Source organism: Solwaraspora sp. WMMD1047, assembly GCF_029626155.1.
Taxonomy (GTDB): domain Bacteria; phylum Actinomycetota; class Actinomycetes; order Mycobacteriales; family Micromonosporaceae; genus WMMD1047.
Genome location: NZ_JARUBL010000001.1, coordinates 3,037,196 through 3,053,383, shown reverse-complemented (window position 1 = coordinate 3,053,383; position 16,188 = coordinate 3,037,196). Strand labels below are relative to the sequence as shown.

General features: G+C 72.2%; 15 protein-coding genes, 3 pseudogenes and 1 riboswitch. Of the genes and pseudogenes, 6 read left to right on the top strand and 12 right to left on the bottom strand.

Annotated elements, in window-relative coordinates; genetic code table 11:
* Positions 1–76: 76 nt before the first annotated feature.
* The 4 genes from hisG to O7627_RS14155 all read right to left on the bottom strand — a co-directional run bounded on the left by hisG (position 77) and on the right by O7627_RS14155 (position 3,079).
* Entirely contained in the window at positions 77–922 is an 846-nt protein-coding gene (hisG, locus tag O7627_RS14170) for an ATP phosphoribosyltransferase (protein ID WP_278093973.1), read from the bottom strand.
* A 95-nt stretch (positions 923–1,017) separates the two neighbouring features.
* On the bottom strand, positions 1,018–1,281 hold the full coding sequence (locus O7627_RS14165) for a phosphoribosyl-ATP diphosphatase (protein WP_278093972.1): 264 nt from the start codon (positions 1,279–1,281) through the stop codon (positions 1,018–1,020).
* Between the two features lie 71 nt (positions 1,282–1,352).
* A complete protein-coding gene (locus O7627_RS14160; RefSeq protein ID WP_278093971.1) occupies positions 1,353–2,519 on the bottom strand; it encodes a GerMN domain-containing protein in 1,167 nt (388 codons plus the stop codon).
* Complete coding sequence (locus O7627_RS14155) at positions 2,516–3,079, bottom strand: SigE family RNA polymerase sigma factor (protein WP_278093970.1); 564 nt, start codon at positions 3,077–3,079, stop codon at positions 2,516–2,518. Before O7627_RS14155 ends, O7627_RS14160 begins: the two co-directional genes overlap by 4 nt.
* Positions 3,080–3,212: 133 nt before the next feature.
* Between O7627_RS14155 and O7627_RS14150 the strand changes: the two genes are divergently transcribed.
* The 6 genes and pseudogenes from O7627_RS14150 to vanX all read left to right on the top strand — a co-directional run.
* Positions 3,213–4,073, top strand: coding sequence for an ABC transporter substrate-binding protein (locus O7627_RS14150; protein ID WP_278093969.1), 861 nt, complete (start codon positions 3,213–3,215; stop codon positions 4,071–4,073).
* Positions 4,070–4,915, top strand: coding sequence for an amino acid ABC transporter permease (locus tag O7627_RS14145; protein WP_278093968.1), 846 nt, complete (start codon positions 4,070–4,072; stop codon positions 4,913–4,915). Before O7627_RS14150 ends, O7627_RS14145 begins: the two co-directional genes overlap by 4 nt.
* A 1-nt stretch (position 4,916) precedes the next feature.
* Complete coding sequence (locus O7627_RS14140; protein ID WP_278093967.1) at positions 4,917–5,687, top strand: amino acid ABC transporter ATP-binding protein; 771 nt, start codon at positions 4,917–4,919, stop codon at positions 5,685–5,687.
* A gap of 76 nt (positions 5,688–5,763) precedes the next feature.
* Complete coding sequence (locus tag O7627_RS14135; RefSeq protein ID WP_278093966.1) at positions 5,764–6,738, top strand: D-isomer specific 2-hydroxyacid dehydrogenase family protein; 975 nt, start codon at positions 5,764–5,766, stop codon at positions 6,736–6,738.
* Positions 6,731–7,771: a D-alanine--(R)-lactate ligase gene (gene vanA, locus O7627_RS14130; RefSeq protein ID WP_278093965.1), complete on the top strand. Its 1,041-nt coding sequence runs from the start codon at positions 6,731–6,733 to the stop codon at positions 7,769–7,771. The genes O7627_RS14135 and vanA overlap by 8 nt, the downstream gene beginning before the upstream one ends.
* Positions 7,768–8,370: pseudogene (gene vanX, locus O7627_RS14125) on the top strand (D-Ala-D-Ala dipeptidase VanX); the annotation flags it as partial. The gene vanA and the pseudogene vanX, both read left to right, overlap by 4 nt.
* Before the next feature lie 43 nt (positions 8,371–8,413).
* On the opposite strand, the gene O7627_RS14120 reads toward vanX, so the two are convergent.
* The 8 genes and pseudogenes from O7627_RS14120 to rpe form a co-directional block, all read right to left on the bottom strand.
* The gene (locus tag O7627_RS14120; protein WP_278098279.1) at positions 8,414–9,499 is read right to left on the bottom strand and encodes a HAMP domain-containing sensor histidine kinase; all 1,086 of its coding nucleotides are present in this window, start codon (positions 9,497–9,499) and stop codon (positions 8,414–8,416) included.
* 16 nt (positions 9,500–9,515) lie between these two features.
* On the bottom strand, positions 9,516–10,217 hold the full coding sequence (locus O7627_RS14115; protein ID WP_278093964.1) for a response regulator transcription factor: 702 nt from the start codon (positions 10,215–10,217) through the stop codon (positions 9,516–9,518).
* A 65-nt stretch (positions 10,218–10,282) separates the two neighbouring features.
* Complete coding sequence (ribH, locus tag O7627_RS14110) at positions 10,283–10,774, bottom strand: 6,7-dimethyl-8-ribityllumazine synthase (RefSeq protein ID WP_278093963.1); 492 nt, start codon at positions 10,772–10,774, stop codon at positions 10,283–10,285.
* Between the two features lie 122 nt (positions 10,775–10,896).
* Positions 10,897–12,108 (bottom strand): annotated as a pseudogene (locus O7627_RS14105) (bifunctional 3,4-dihydroxy-2-butanone-4-phosphate synthase/GTP cyclohydrolase II); the annotation flags it as partial.
* A complete protein-coding gene (locus O7627_RS14100; protein ID WP_278093962.1) occupies positions 12,105–12,701 on the bottom strand; it encodes a riboflavin synthase in 597 nt (198 codons plus the stop codon). The pseudogene O7627_RS14105 and the gene O7627_RS14100, both read right to left, overlap by 4 nt.
* A 4-nt stretch (positions 12,702–12,705) precedes the next feature.
* The gene (ribD, locus tag O7627_RS14095; protein ID WP_278093961.1) at positions 12,706–13,767 is read right to left on the bottom strand and encodes a bifunctional diaminohydroxyphosphoribosylaminopyrimidine deaminase/5-amino-6-(5-phosphoribosylamino)uracil reductase RibD; all 1,062 of its coding nucleotides are present in this window, start codon (positions 13,765–13,767) and stop codon (positions 12,706–12,708) included.
* A 159-nt stretch (positions 13,768–13,926) separates the two neighbouring features.
* Positions 13,927–14,103: riboswitch (FMN riboswitch) on the bottom strand.
* Positions 14,104–14,220: 117 nt separating this feature from the next.
* Positions 14,221–15,270: a response regulator gene (locus O7627_RS14090; protein WP_278093960.1), complete on the bottom strand. Its 1,050-nt coding sequence runs from the start codon at positions 15,268–15,270 to the stop codon at positions 14,221–14,223.
* 104 nt (positions 15,271–15,374) lie between these two features.
* A pseudogene (gene rpe / locus O7627_RS14085) lies at positions 15,375–16,043 on the bottom strand (ribulose-phosphate 3-epimerase); the annotation flags it as partial.
* Positions 16,044–16,188 lie beyond the last annotated feature (145 nt).

Genomic DNA, 16,188 nt, shown 5'->3' with positions numbered 1-16,188 from the left:
AGGTGAGCCTGACCGGGCCGGTCTGCGACCTGTTCGCCGATTGCCGCTCCGGCGACCCGCGTGCCCGACGGACCGGCTACAGCCGGCAGGCGTGGATGTCGGTGACCAGGATGGCGCGGGCGCCCACGTCGTACAGCTCGTCCATGATCCGGTGCAGGTCGGCGCGGGGCACCATCGCCTGCACGGCCACCCAGCCCTCCCGGTGCAGCGGCGAGATGGTCGGCGACTCGATGCCGGGCGTCAGCGCGGTCGCCTGCTCCAGCAGGTCGGCGCGTACGTCGTAGACGAGCATCACGTACCGGCGGGCCACCAGGACCCCGTGCAGCCGGCGGATGAGCTGCTCCGCCTGGCCGTTCGTGGCCTTGCCGAGCTGGCGGATCAGCACCGCCGAGGAGCGCAGGATCGGCTCGCCGACGATCACCAGGCCGGCCTGGCGCAGGGTGGCGCCGGTCTCCACCACGTCGGCGATCACGTCGGCGACGCCGAGCTGGACGGCGTTCTCGACCGCGCCGTCCAGGCGGATCACGTCGGCCTTCATGGCCCGCTCGGCCAGGTGCCGCTCCACCACCCCCGGGTACGCGGTGGCGATCCGCCGGCCGCCGATCTCGTCGGTCGACGTCAGGGTCTCCGGCCGGGCGGCGAAGTGGAAGGTGGCCCCGCCGAAGGACAGGTCGACGACCTCCTCGGCCGGGCTGCCCGAGTCGACGAGCAGGTCCCGGCCGGTGATGCCGAGGTCCAGATCGCCGGAGCCGACGTAGGTGGCGATGTCGCGGGGGCGCAGGTAGAAGAACTCGACGTCGTTGGCCTCGTCCCGGCAGACCAGGTCGCGGTCGTCGGGGCGCTGGCGGTAGCCGGCCTCGCGCAGCATCTCGGCGGCCGGGCGGGACAGGGTGCCCTTGTTGGGGATGGCGATGCGCAGCATAATGCGGGTGCTCCTTCGATCGAGCGGATCGGAATCAGATCGGGTCGACGCGCGGCCGGTGCGCCGCGGCGGTGCGGCGGGACCGGCAGGGGCACTCACAGATGTCGGTAGACGTCCTTGAGTTCCAGGCCGCTGGCGAGCATCAGCACCTGGGCCTGGTACAGCAGTTGGGAGATCTCCTCGGCGGCGCGTTCCGGGCCCTCGTGCTCGGCCGCCATCCACGCCTCGGCCGCCTCCTCGACGACCTTCTTGCCGATCGCGTGCACGCCGCGTTCCAGCGCGGCCACGGTCGCCGAGCCCGGCGTCCCGGCCGCCGCCTTGGCCTGCAGCTCGGCGAACAGCTCCTCGAACGTCTTCACAGGGCCGAATTGTCGCAGCTTCCGCCGCCGGCCCGGCGGCCGGGTCGCACCCCGGCCACCTGACGGACCGGTCAGCGCACCTCGATCCGGTGATCGTCGATGTACCGCTCCGCGCCGTCCGCCGCCGAGATCGTGTACGCCTGCAGCAGGTACTCGCCGGGCGGCAGCCGCAGCGTGACCCGCGCCTCCCCCTGCGCCGGGTGGCCGGCCGACAGATTCAGCGCCCGCTCCTCGACGATCCGGCTGTCCTGGCGTACCCGCAGGTGGACGATTGCCCCGGCGACGATCCCCGCCACGTGTACGGCCACGTTCCGCCCGACGAATACGCCGTGCTGGGGGGCGACCAGCCAGACCGGGGCGAGCGCGTCGACCGCCGGACCCCGGCGCTGGACACCGCGCACGTCGACCGCGCCCCAGAGCCGGTCGACGGCCACCCCGTCGAGCTGGATGCGGACGCCGTCGACACCGGCCACGGCGGTCACCGTCCAGACCAGTTGCTGGACGGCCTGCCGGGCCGTCGCCGCGGGCACCCCGTTGGTCCCCGCCCCGGACAGGTCGACGGTGGCGACCCCCTGGCTCACCCGGGCATCCCGCAACCGGGCGCCGGTCGGCCAGCCGCTGGCGTAGTCCGGGTCGTCCGGGCCGCGCGGGTCGAGCATCCGGCGGACGGCGGCGGCCACCCACGCCGCCGCCGAGGCGTCCCCCACGTCGAGCCGGTGGAACTCCCGGTAGAGCCTCGGCCGCGCCACTTCGCCCACCTCGCCAACCGGCTCACCCGACCCGTCGGGCCGCCCACCCAGGTCGCCGTCCGGATCGTCGAAGCCGCCGGGCACCTCGCCCGAGCCGGGCGGATCACCCAGGTAGTAGACCGCCACCGCCGCGATGCCCACCGGACTCGGGCCGGGGGTGTACCGTTCCTGGCCGCCGATCGGTGCGGGCGCCGGGGCCGGCTCGGGGATCACCGCCATCCCGATGGTGACCGCCGTCGCCAGGGTCACCGCGCCGGCCGCCGCCGGCACCGACCGGCGCCAGAACGCGCCGACCCGCCCGCGTGCCCCGGTGGTGCGTCCCGGCCACCAGGCCCGCGCCAAACCCCGCAGGCCGGTGGAGCGCTCGGCCAGAATCCGGTCCTGGATCGCCGACAGGGCGTCGGGGCGTACCTCGATCTGGTCCGCCGCGGCGCGCAGCGCCCGGCGCAGCCGCTCCTCGTCGGCGTCGAGCTGGTCGGAGCCGGTCACCGCAGTGCCTCCAGGGTGCGCCGCAGCGCCGCCAGGCCGCGCGAGGTGTGGCTCTTCACCGCGCCCCGGCTGACCTTCATCGCCTCGGCGGTCTCCGCCTCGGAGAGCTCGGCGTAGTAGCGCAGCACCACCGCCTCCCGCTGGCGGGGCGGCAGGCGGCGCAGCGCGGTACGGATCTCGTCGTGCTGGAGCAGGTCCAACGCGCCGGCCTCGGCGCTGGGCGCGTCCGGACCCTGCCGGACGGTCGCCAGGTGGGTCTCGACGACCTTGCGGTGCCGCAGCGCCGACCGGCACCGGTTCACCACCGTCACCCGCAGGTAGCCGACCGCCTTCTCGGTGCCGCGCAGCCGGGCCCACCGGCCGTGCAGCGCCGCGTACGCCTCCTGCACGACCTCCTCGGCCGCGTCCCGATCGTGCAGCAGCAGACTGGCCAGCCGGACCAGGGGCCGGTAGTGGCTGGCGAACAGCCGGGTGACCGCCTCGTCCGCTTCCCACGCCGGTGTCTGCGGCTGCGCCACGGCCCTCCCGATGCGCGGATCGATCACCACGTCAAGCGTCACCCCTGGATGACGCGCCGGTTCCCGCTCCGGTTTACCGCCAGTCGGTGACCGTTCACCAGCGCAGAGTAGGAAACCCGACCCGGCCGGGTGACACGAGGTGGACCGCCGTCGAGACGTGTCTATGCTTTCCAGCATGGCCAAACGATCTATACCGATAGCGCTCGCGACAGCGGGCGCCCTCCTGGCCGCGCTGGTCGCGTGCTCACCGGAGGAAGCCCCCACCGAACCGGTCGTCGGTCCCGCGACGTGCAGCAAGGACACGATGCAGACCAGGACCGCCGGCAAGCTCACCATCGCCACCGACGAGCCGGCGTACGCGCCGTGGTTCGTCGACAACAAGCCCGAGAACGGCGAGGGCTTCGAGTCCAACGTCGCCTACGCGGTCGCCGAGAAGCTCGGCTACGCCCGCGAGGACGTGGTCTGGGTGCGGACCCGGTTCGACACCGCGATCGCGCCCGGGGCGAAGGAGTTCGACTTCGACATCAACCAGTTCTCGATCACCGAGGAGCGCAAGCAGGCGGTCGACTTCTCCGCCCCGTACTACCTGGTGCGGCAGGCGGTGATCGCGCTGAAGTCCTCCAAGATCGCCGACGGGGCGTCGCTGGGTGACCTGCAGAACGCGAAGCTCGGCGCGCAGGTCGGCACCACCAGCTACCAGGCGATCACCGACCTGATCAAGCCGAAGACCGAACCGCAGGTCTACAACACCAACGACGACGCCAAGAAGGCCCTGCAGAACGGCCAGCTCGACGGCCTGGTCGTCGACCTGCCCACCGCGTTCTACATGACAACCGCCGAGCTCAAGGACGCGAAACTGGTCGGCCAGCTGCCGCAGGTCGGCCTGCCGGAGACCTTCGGCCTGCTGATGGAGAAGGACTCGCCGCTGGTCGGCTGCGTGAGCACCGCCGTCAACGATCTCCGCAGCGCCGGCACCCTCGCCGAACTGGAGCGCAAGTGGCTCTCCGAGAGCGCGGGAGCACCCGAACTCGCGTGACCGCACCGCCGTACGTCCCCTCCGACCCCCAGCTCGACCGGCTGCGTCACCGGCGTCGGCAGACCGTCCGTTCGGTACTGGTCGCCGCCGCCTCCACCGGCGTACTGGGACTTCTGCTCGTCCTCGGCGTGACCGGCGCACCCGGCTGGGAACGGGTGCGCCAGTCCTTCCTGAACGCCGAGGTGGCCCGCGCGGCGCTGCCGTCGATCGTCGACGGGCTCTGGCTCAACATCCGGCTGCTGGTCTTCTGCGCGCTCGGCGCGCTCGCCGTCGGGCTGCTGGTGGCCACCCTGCGCACCCTGCGGGGGCCGGTCTTCTTCCCGGTCCGGGCGCTGGCCACCGGCTACACGTACGCCTTCCGGGGCCTGCCGCTGATCATCGTGCTCTACGTGCTCACCCTCGGCGTACCGGGTCTGCGGTTGCAGGGCATGCCGTCGGTGCTGGTGCTCGGCGGCGCGGCGCTGGTGCTCACCTACAGCGGCTACCTGGCCGAGGTGTTCCGGGCCGGGATCGAGTCGGTGCATCCCAGCCAGCTCGCCGCCGCCCGGTCGCTGGGACTGACCTACCGGCAGACGATGCGGCACGTGGTGCTGCCGCAGGCCGTCCGCCGGGTCGCCCCACCGCTGCTCAACGACATCGTGGCCCTGCAGAAGGACGTCGGGCTGGTGGCGCTGGCCGGGCCGATCGACGCGGTCCGGGCCGCCCAGATCGCCACCGCGCAGACCTTCAACTTCACCCCGTACATCGTCGCCGGGGTGCTGTTCGTGCTGCTGGCCGCCCCGCTGATCGCGGTCACCGACTACGTGACGCTGCGCGCCGCCCGCCGCCAGGCCGGGAGCTGACATGCCCGACAACCCCGATCCGGGTACGCCGGCGGTGCTGGCCTGCCACGGCCTGCGCAAGGTGTTCGGCGGCCGGGTGGTGCTGGACCGGTTCGACCTTCAGGTGGCCGAGCACGAGGTGGTGGCCCTGATCGGCGCCTCCGGGTCCGGCAAGTCGACGCTGCTGCGCTGCGTGAACCTGCTGGAGGAGATCGACGACGGGACGATCTGGCTGGACGGCGAGCACATCACCGCCCCTGGGGTGGACCCCGACCGGGTACGCCGCCGGATCGGGATGGTCTTCCAGGCGTACAACCTGTTCCCGCACCTGACGGTGCTGGACAACATCACCCTGGCCCCGGTGCGGGTGCACCGGCGGGCGCGCGCCGACGCCGAGGCACAGGCCCGGGAGCTGCTGGACCGGGTGGGGTTGGCGGACCGGGCCGGCGCGTACCCGGACCGGCTCTCCGGCGGCCAGCAGCAACGGGTGGCGATCGTCCGGGCGCTGGTGAACTCACCCCGGCTGCTGCTGCTCGACGAGGTGACCTCCGCGCTGGACCCGGAGCTGGTCGGCGAGGTGCTGACGATGATCCGAGGTCTGAAGGCGGACGGCATGACGATGCTGATCGCCACCCACGAGATGACCTTCGCCCGGCAGGTCGCCGACCGGGTCTGCTTCCTCGACGGTGGCACGCTGATCGAGCAGGGCCCGCCGGAACAGGTCCTCGGCGAGCCGACCGAGCCGCGTACCCGGCAGTTCCTCCGCCGCATCATCGAGGCCGGCCGGCTCTGACCGGCCCGGCTCTTATCTTCGGCATATCGGAAAGCGCATACGCGCCGGCAACGCCGCCTCACCTTGACTGGGCGGCATGAGTCACCCAGCAGTGGGCGTCACGATCTATGGGTGCGGGCCGGACGAGGCCGCCCTGTTCCGGGAGCTGGCGCCCCGCCTCGGCGTCGAGCCGACCATCACCGACGAGCCGGTGTCCGAGGCAAATGCGGACCTGGCCGTCGGCAACAGGTGCATCAGCGTCAGCCACCGGTCCGACATCGCACCCGGCACTCTTTCGGCGCTCAGCCGGGTCGGCGTGCGGTACATCTCCACCAGGAGCATCGGATACAACCACATCGATCTGGACCACGCCGAGCGCGTCGGCATCGCGGTCGGCAATGTCGCCTATTCGCCGGACAGCGTGGCCGACTACACCCTGATGCTGATGCTGATGGCCGTGCGACATGCGAAATCGACTCTCCGCCGGGCGGACGTCCACGATTACCGGCTGGATGATGCCCGCGGCAGGGAACTGCGCGACCTGACCGTGGGGGTGGTGGGGACCGGGCGGATCGGCGCCGCGGTCATCGCCCGGCTGCGGGGGTTCGGCTGCCGGATACTGGCGCACGACCGCCGCCGCAAGGTGCCGGCCGACTACGTTCCGCTCGATGAGCTGCTGCGGCGCAGTGACATCGTCACGCTCCACGCGCCACTCACCGCCAGGACGCGTCATCTCCTGGATCGACAACGCATCGAGCGGATGAAGCGGGACGCCTACCTCGTCAATACCGGACGTGGCGCGCTCGTCGACACCGAGGCGCTTGTGGCGGCGCTCGACAGCGGCCGGCTGGGCGGGGCCGCGTTGGATGTCGTCGAAGGCGAGGAAGGAATCTTCTACGCCGACCGCAGAGGAAAGCCCATCGAGTGCAAGTCGCTGCTGCGGCTGCAGGAACTTCCGAATGTGATTGTCACCGGGCACACCGCGTACTACACGGACCATGCCCTGAGCGACATCGTGGAGAACAGTCTCATCAATTGTCGGGAATTTGGAGGCGGGAAGCAGCATGGATAGGGTGCGGATCGGAATCGTTTTCGGGGGCTCTTCCGAGGAGCACCCCATCTCCGTCAAGTCGGCGCGGGAGGTCGCCCGGCACCTCGACCCCGACCGGTACGAACCGTTCTACCTCGGGATCACGACCGGCGGCGCCTGGCAGCTCTGCGCCGGGCCGGAGGCGGACTGGGCGGACGCCGACTGCCGTCCGGTTGTGTTGTCCGCGGACCGCGCCGTCCACGGACTGCTCGTCCTGGACCGGGGTCGGTACGAGGCGATCGGCCTCGACCTGGTGTTTCCCGTGCTGCACGGCAGGCTGGGCGAGGACGGCGCGATGCAGGGTCTGCTGGAGCTGGCCGGCATCCCCTACGTCGGCTGCGACGTGCAGAGTTCCGCCCTGTGCATGGACAAGGCGCTCACCTACACCGTCGCCGGCAGCGCGGGCATCGCCACGCCGAACTTCCGGACGGTGCCGGGGAACGAGAATCCCGACCCCGACCTGTTCACCTATCCCGTGTTCGTGAAGCCGGCCCGGTCGGGGTCGTCCTTCGGCGTGAGCAAGGTGTCCCGCGCTGCCGACCTGCCGGGGGCGGTGGAGTCCGCGAGACGGTACGACTCGAAGGTGCTGGTCGAGGAGGCCGTGGTCGGCAGCGAGGTCGGCTGCGCCGTTCTGGGCAACGATCCGGAGCTGTTCGTGGGCGAGGTGGATCGGGTCGCGCTCTCCCATGGCTTCTTCAGGATCCACCAGGAGAGCCGACCTGAGACCGGTTCGGAGAACTCGACCTTCGTGGTTCCGGCTGACATCCCGGCCGAATCGCGCGTGCTCGTCCAGGAGACGGCGAAGGCCATCTACCGGGCGCTGGGGTGCCGCGGGCTGGCGCGGGTGGACCTGTTCCTCACCGGGGACGGCACTGTGGTCCTCAACGAGGTCAACACGATGCCCGGCCTGACCTCGTACAGCCGCTATCCGAGGATGATGGCGGCCGCCGGGGTGCCGCTCGCCGAGGTGATCGACCGGGTCGTGTCGCTGGCGCTGACGGGGAAGTCGCAGTGAAGGCCGGCTTCGTCTTCGTCGACGAGATCGTTCCCCGCATTCGCTGGGACGCCAAGTACGCCACCTGGGACAACTTCACCGGCAAGCCGGTGGACGGGTATCTGGTGAACCGGATCGTCGGCACGACGGCCCTGTGCGCGGCCCTCGAAGCCGCGCAGGAGCGGGCCGAGTCGATGGGCTTCGGCCTGCTCCTCTGGGACGGCTATCGTCCGCAACGCGCCGTGGACCGCTTCCTGCACTGGTCGAGACAGCCGGAGGATGGTCGGACCAAGCCGCGGCACTACCCGAACATCGACCGGCGCGAGATGTTCGCGCAGGGGTACGTGGCCGCCAGGTCGGGTCACAGCCGGGGCAGCACCGTCGACCTGACGCTCTACCACCTGGGCACCGGCGAGTTGGCCGCCATGGGCGGCCCCCATGATCTGATGGATCCGATCTCCCATCACGGAGCTGCCGGAATCACGCCGGTCGAGGCGGGAAACCGTCAGCGCCTCTGCTCGATCATGGCGGACTGTGGCTTCGACCGGTACGACAGCGAGTGGTGGCACTACACGCTGAGAGACGAACCCTATCCGGACACCTACTTCGACTTCCCCATCGGAATAGTCGAGCCGGGCGGGACCCACCACCGCCGCCGGGGTGTCACCGCCCGGCGGCGGGTAGCCGCACCGTCACGCGGAGCCCGCCGGCGGGCCGAGGGGTGAGAGAGAGGGTTCCGTCGTGTGCCTGGGCGATGCTCCTGACGATCGCCAGGCCGAGGCCGACCCCCGCCTGGCCGTCGCGGACCCGTCCGGTGCCGCGCTGGAACGGCTCGACGATGGTGGCGACCAGCTGCGGCGAGAGCTTCGCGCCGGTGTTCTCGACCGTGAGCACCGCGGTCCCGGGCGCGACGCTTGTCGTCACCCACACCGCGCCCTGTTCAGCCACGTTGTGGACGATCGCGTTGTGCACGAGGTTGGTGGTCAGCTGCAGCAGCAGCGGGTGGGAGCCGACGGTGGGGGTGATGTCGCCCGAGGTCTCGATGGTGAGGCCGCGTTTCTCCGCGAGCGGGAGCAGCGCCTCCGCGGCCTCTTCCGCCAGCAGGGACAGGTCGACCTGTTCCCGGGTGAAGGACCGCTGGTCGGCGCGGCTGAGCAGGAGCAGCGCCTCAGTGAGGTCGATCGCCCGGGTGTTGACGAAGCGGAGGCGGTCGACAAGCTCGGCGGCGTTGCTGTTCGGGTCGTCGCCGGCCACGTCGAGCAGGGTCTGGGTGATCGCCAGCGGGGTGCGCAGCTCGTGGGAGGCGTTCGCGGCGAATCTCTGCTGTTCGGCGTTGTGCGCTTCCAGCCGGGCGAGCATGGTGTCGAAGGCGTCGGCGAGTTCCCGGAACTCGTCCTGGCGGCCCTCCAACTGGATCCGGTGGGAGAGTGATCCGTTGGCGGCTTGGCGGGTGGCGTTCGTGATCCGGGTCAGCGGTGCGAGCATGCTCCCCGCGAGGAGCCAGCCGCCCAGCAGACCGAAGATCAGCAGCAGGGCCAGCACCGCGGCCGCCTTCGGGGCGAAGGCGTCCACCAGGGCGGAGCGGTCCGGCCCGGGCAACCCGGGGGCGAAATTGCCCTCGGCATCGGCCCGGGGCGCGTAGATCTTCTCGGGTACGTAGCGCAGCAGGAACGCCCACACCACGGCGAGCAGCAGGGCGCCGGCCAGCATCAGGAACCCGGCGTAGCTGAGGGTGAGTTTGAGGCGCACGCTCAAGCCGGGCGCCCTAACCACGATCACCGTCCGCCCGCCCCACGCCGGGCTCCGCGTCGGTGTCGATGCGGTAGCCGACGCCGGCGACGGTGGCGATCAGCCAGGGCTCGCCCAGGCGTTTACGCAGGGCCGAGACGGTGATGCGGACGGCGTTGGTGAACGGGTCGGCGTTGGCGTCCCAGGCCCGCTCCAACAGCTCCTCGGCGCTGACCACACCGCCCTCGGCACCGACGAGGACCTCGAGCACGGCGAACTGCTTCCTGGTCAGCGCCACGTACCGACCGTCCCGGTAGACCTCGCGGCGGAACGGATCCAGCCGCAGGCCCGCGATCTCCCGCACCGGCGGCCTGCTGTACGCCCGCCGGCGGTCGAGCGCCCTGATCCTGAGCACCAGCTCCCGCAGGTCGAACGGCTTGGTGAGGTAGTCGTCGGCACCGAGCCCGAACCCGGAGACCTTGTCGTCGAGCCGGTCGGCCGCGGTGAGCATCAGAATCGGCATGCCGCTGCCCGAGGCGACGATGCTCTCGGCGATCTCGTCGCCCGAGGGGCCGGGAATGTCGCGGTCGAGGACGGCGATGTCGTAGGTGTTGACGCTCAGCAGCTCCAGCGCCGTATCGCCGTCACCGGCGAGGTCGGCCGCGATCGCCGACAGCCGCAGCCCGTCGCGGATCGCCTCCGCCAGCAGTGGTTCATCCTCGACGACCAGCACCCGCATGCCCTGAATGCTACGAGTCGGCCCATATCGTCGGCATACCGAAAACCGCGATGACCGGGTCCGCGCTACCGGACGGCGGCCGACGGCTGCCGGATCGACCGGATCGCCAGCGCCGCCTCCAGCGCGGCCACCGTGGCCGACCACCCCTTGTCCTCGGCGGAGCCGGGCAGGCCGGCCCGGTCCCGGGCCTGCTCGATGGTGTTCACGGTCAGCACGCCGTGCGCGACCGGGACCGAGGCGTCCAGGGCGACCCGGGTCAGCCCGTCGGTGACCGACCGGCAGACGTAGTCGAAGTGGGCGGTGGCGCCGCGGACCACCACGCCGAGCGCGACCACCACGTCGCAGCGGCGGGCCAGCGCCTGGGCGACCACCGGCAGCTCCACCGAGCCGGCCACCCGGGCCACCACCACGTCGGCGGCGCCGCAGGCCCGGGCCGCCTCGGTGGCCCGGGCCACCATGTGGTCGGTCAGCTCACCGTGCCAGCGGGCCGCCACCACGCCGACGGTCAGCCCGGTGGCGTCGACCGCGTCCGCGCCCGGTTCCCCGAAACCCGCCACTACCCCACTCCCTTCACAACCTGGCCGGCCGCACCGTTCACGCCCGCACCGTTCACGCCCGCACCGTTCACGCCCGCACCGTTCACGCCCGCACCGAACGGGCGCACCTCGGCGTCCAGGCCGTCCAGCAGGTGACCCATCCGGTCCCGCTTGGTACGCAGGTAGCGCACGTTCTCCGGGGTGGGGCGCACCGGCATCGGCTCCCGGCCGACGATGGTCAGGCCGTACCCCTCCAGGCCGGCCCGCTTGGCCGGGTTGTTGGTCAGCAACCGCATCGAGCGCACCCCGAGGTCGTAGAGGATCTGCGCGCCGGTGCCGTAGTCGCGGGCGTCGGCCGGCAGCCCCAGGTCGAGGTTGGCGTCCACCGTGTCGCGGCCGAGATCCTGCAACTGGTACGCCTGCAGCTTGTGCAGCAGCCCGATCCCCCGGCCCTCGTGGCCGCGCATGTAGAGGACCACCCCGCGCCCCTCGGCGACCACCCGGGCCAGCGCGGCGTGCAGCTGCGGGCCGCAGTCACAGCGCAGCGACGCGAAGACGTCCCCGGTCAGGCACTCGGAGTGCACCCGGACCAGCACGTCCCGGCCGTCGCCGATCTCGCCGTAGACCAGCGCGATGTGTTCGGCCTGCTCGTGGGCGGCCCGGTAGCCGACCGCCTCGAAGAGCCCGAACTCGGTGGGCAGCCTGGTGTCGACGACCCGCTCGATCTGCTGCTCGGTGCGCCGGCGGTAGGCGATCAGGTCGGCGATCGAGATCAGCGTGAGGCCGTGCTCGGCGGCGAACGGCACCAGGTCCGGCAGCCGCTTCATGGTGCCGTCGTCGTTGACCAGCTCGCAGAGCACCCCGGCGGGTCGCAGCCCGGCCAGCCGGGCCAGGTCGACGGCGGCCTCGGTGTGGCCGGGCCGGCGCAGCACCCCGCCGGCCGCCGCCCGCAGCGGCACCACGTGGCCGGGGCGGGCCAGGTCGGTCGGGTCGGTGGCCGGGTCGGCGAGCAGCCGGATGGTGTGCGCCCGGTCGGCGGCCGAAATGCCGGTGCCCACCCCCTCCCGGGCGTCCACCGCCACCGCGTACGCGGTGCCCCGCCGGTCCTGGTTGGTGTGGTACATCGGCGGCAGTTCGAGGCGGTCGCAGTCGTCGGCCGTCAGCGGCACGCAGACGTACCCGGAGGTGTGCCGGACCATGAAGGCCAACAGCTCCGGGGTGGCCAGCTCGGCGGCGAAGATCAGATCGCCCTCGTTCTCCCGGTCGGCGTCGTCGACCACGACCACCGGCCGGCCGGCGGCGATCTCGGCCACCGCCTGTTCGATCGGCGCGAACACCGGCTCCGCGGCGGTCATGACCGCACCCCGGTGACCATCTTCTCGACGTACTTGGCGATCACATCGACCTCCAGATTTACCAGGGCGCCGACCTGCTTGTGGCCGAGCGTCGTCGCGGCGAGGGTGGTGGGGATGAGGCTGACGGCGAAGCTGTCGTCGGTGACCGAGACCACGGTCAGCGACACCCCGTCCACGGTGATCGAGCCCTTCTCCACCAGGTAGCGGGACAGGCCGGGCGGCAGCGAGAACGTCACGTCCTCCCAGCGGTCGCCGGGGTCGCGGGCCAGCACCGCGCCGACCCCGTCGACGTGGCCCTGCACGAGGTGCCCGCCGAGCCGGGTGGCCAGGGTGGCGGCCCGTTCCAGGTTGACCGGGTCGCCGGGGGCCAGGGTCCCCAGCGAGCTGCGGTCGAAGGTCTCCTTCATCACGTCCACGGTGAAGCCCTCGCCGTCGACGTCGACGACGGTCAGACAGACCCCGTTGACGGCGATCGAGTCGCCGTGCCTGGCGTCGGCGGCCACCAGGGGTCCGCGTACCGCCAGCACGCCGCCGTCGCCGTGCCAGTCGAGGCGGCCCGCCTCGCCCAACTCCTCCACGATGCCGGTGAACATCTCGTCAGCCCTCCCTCTTGCGGGGCAGCGCCGTGATCCGCAGATCGGCGCCGATCGGTGTGATGTCGACGTACTCCAGGTCGATGACGTCGGAGATGGCGCCGATGCCGGCGTCGCCGAGGGCGGCCGGGCCGGCGCCGAGCAGCTTCGGCGCCAGGTAGCCGACGACCTTGTCGACCAGGCCGGCGGCGAGGAACGCGCCGGCCAGCACCGGTCCGCCCTCCAGCAGCACGGCGCGCACGCCGCGCCGGTGCAGCCCGGTGAGCATGGCGGCCAGGTCGACCCGGCCGGCGGGGTCGGCCCCGACGTCCGCGGTGGTCACGATCCAGGTGTCGGCGGCGGCGTCGCGGACCCGGGCGTCGACGGGGGTACGCCCTGAGCTGTCCACCACGACCCGCAGCGGCTGCCGGATGGCGAGGCTGCCGTCGCGCAGGTTGCGGGCGGTGAGCCGGGGGTCGTCGGCGAGCACGGTGCCGACCCCCACGACGACGGCGTCGACGGTGCCGCGCAGCTTGTGCACGTCCATCCGGGCCGCCTCGCCGGTGATCCACATGCTGCTGCCGTCGGCGGCGGCGACCCGCCCGTCGAGGGTGGCGGCGTACTTCCAGATCACGTACGGCCAGCCGCGCCGGGTCGAGGTGAGCCAGGCGATGTTGCCGGCCTCGGCCTCGGCGGCGCGTACCCCCGTCTCGACGGTGACCCCGGCGGCGCGCAGGGTGGCGGTGCCTCCGCTGGCGACCGGGTTGGGCTCGGCGACGCCGACCACCACCCGGGCGACCCCGGCGGCGATCAGCGCGTCGGTGCAGGGGCCGGTGCGGCCGGTGTGCGCGCAGGGTTCGAGGGTGACCACGGCGGTGCCGCCCCGGGCCCGCTCGCCGGCCTGGGCGAGCGCCACGATCTCGGCGTGCGGGCCACCCGCGTACGCGTGGAAGCCCTCGCCGACGATCGTCCCGGCGGCGTCGAGCAGGACGCAGCCGACCACGGGGTTGGGGCTGGTGGTGCCGAGCCCGCGCGCGGCCAGTTCGATCGCGCGGCGCATCGCCTCGTCGGTGGAGACGCTCCCCATCTGCCGGCCCGCTCCCCTCGTACACCTGTTCGGCGCGCGGGCGGGGAGGGTGGCCGGGGTGCCGGCCGCGAGCGGTGGCGGAGCGCGGGGTCGGCGGACCGACCCCGGCGGACGTCGCGCGGCGGACATACTGCTCCGCCACGGACACCCGTCCGTCCCGCGCGCTGTCTCCCATCCGGACTTTCTGGGATCGGGCCGAAGCCCGCGCCCAACCGTCGGCCCTGGGTTCTCACCAGGTCCACCGCTCGACAACGTGTCGACCGGGTCGCGGGCTTACCGTGGCCTGGGCCGCGGATCACCGCCGGTTCGGAATTTCACCGAGTCCCGCCAGCGCGTGGTGGGTATGGTGCGAGTCTTACACGGATTTCGGGCCGCGTCGTCACCCGGGCGACCTAGCTCACATCCGGGTGACCCGCGTCACTGGCCGTTCCGTCGGCGCCCGTCCGGCAATCGTCAGCCGACCAGGCCGGGGGCGGGCGGGTCGGGTTCGATGGGTTGCCCGGAGCGGCGGGCGGCCGCCGTCCGCGGGTCGATCCCCCGGTGTCCGTCGCTGCGTCGCCGGTCCATCGCCACGAACGACCCGGGTTGTCCCTTGGCGACCGATTTCATCTCCGAGGCGGCGGCGATCACCTCCAGCGGGTCGGTGAAGCGGCGCTCGGGCACCGACAGCGACACCCCGATCGAGAGGGTGACCAGGGCGGCCCGCTGGATGTTGCCGCGCCGGTCCTTCAGCTCGACGTAGCCGCGCCGGGCGTCGTCGGGGTCGTAGAGCGTGTCGGCGGTGTTCTCGAAGTCGGCGACGGCCCGCTTGGTCAGCGGCAGCACCTGTTCCGGGGCGCAGACGATGACGAAGTCGTCGCCGCCGATGTGGCCGAGGAAGGCCGGCGGCAGGCCGACCCGCACCATCGCCCCGTGCAGGCAGCGGGCCAGGGCGGCGATGAACTCGTCGCCGCGCACGAAGCCGTACCGGTCGTTGACGCTCTTGAACCGGTCGATGTCGATGTAGCCGACCGCGTAGTCGACGCCGCTGCGGACCCGGTCGGTGATCTCGCGGCGGATCCGGCTGTTGCCGGGCAGCCCGGTCAGCGGCGAGACCTCCCGGAACTCCTTGTTGCGGCGCAGCGTGGAGCCCACCCGGGCGATCAGCTCGGCGGTGTCGAAGGGCTTGACCAGGTAGTCGTCGGCCCCGGCGGTCAGGCCGTGCACCTTGTCGACGGTCATCCCCTTGGCGGTCAGCATGATCACCGGCAGGGCCGAGGTCATCGGATTGGCGCGCAGCCGCCGGGTCAGCTCCAGGCCGTCGACGCGGGGCATCCGCAGGTCCACCACGGCGAGGTCCGGGCGACGCTTGTCGATCATTTCGAGGGCTTCCTGGCCGTCTCGCGCCCGCGCCACGTCGAAGCCGTGCAGTCGAAGGTTGAACTCGACGAACCGCGCGATGTCGTCGTCGTCGTCGACGACGAGAATCAGGTCGGGCCGTTCCTCGGCCGGTTCGACGGTCACGACCGGGCGTTGCCCTGCTCAGAGCTGCCCTGCCCGGGGTCGCTGCCCTGACCGGCGCTGTCCTGGCCGGCGGCGCTGCCCTGGCCGGCGGGCGGCTGGTCGGTGGCGGCCTGCGCGGCGAGCCGGCGCAGCTCGGCGACGGCGGCGGCCGGGTCGGTGGCGCCGTAGACGGCGGTGCCGGCCACGAAGGCGTCGGCCCCGGCGGCGGCGGCCTGCTCGATCGTGTCGGCGGCGATCCCGCCGTCGACCTCGATGCGCAGCTGCAGGTGCCCGGCGGCGGCGTGCCGACGGGCGGTCCGGACCTTCTCCAGCAGTTCAGGGATGAACCGCTGACCGCCGAAGCCCGCCTTGATCGTCATGATGAGCAGCGTGTCGAAGCTGGGCAGGAGGTCGAGGTAGGGCTCGATCGGGGTGTCCCGGTCGATCGCCAGCCCGGCCTTGGCGCCCGCCGCCCGCAGGTCCTTGGCGAGCGAGACCGGGTTGTCGCAGGCCTCGGCGTGGAAGGTGACGTTGTAGGCGCCGGCGTCGGCGTAGGCGGGTGCCCACCGTCGCGGGTCCTCGATCATCAGGTGGACGTCGAACGGCAGTTTGCTCACCGCCAGTAGGCTCTGCACGACCGGCAGCCCGATGGTCAGGTTCGGCACGAAGTGGTTGTCCATCACGTCGACGTGCAACCAGTCCGCGGCGGACTCGACCGCCCGGACCTCGTCGGCGAGGTGGGCGAAGTCCGCGGCGAGGATGCTCGGCGCGACGATCGGCGCTGGTGCGGTCACCGCGCCAGTCTACGAACGTGAACAAGCCTCCCGCAGCGGCTACCCGCAGCCACGCCGGGTCACACCGCCGGCCCCGCCCGGCCGAGGTCCGGCCCCGCCGCTCGTTCGGCGACCTCCGGAAGACGGTGCCACCGGGCCTGGTGGG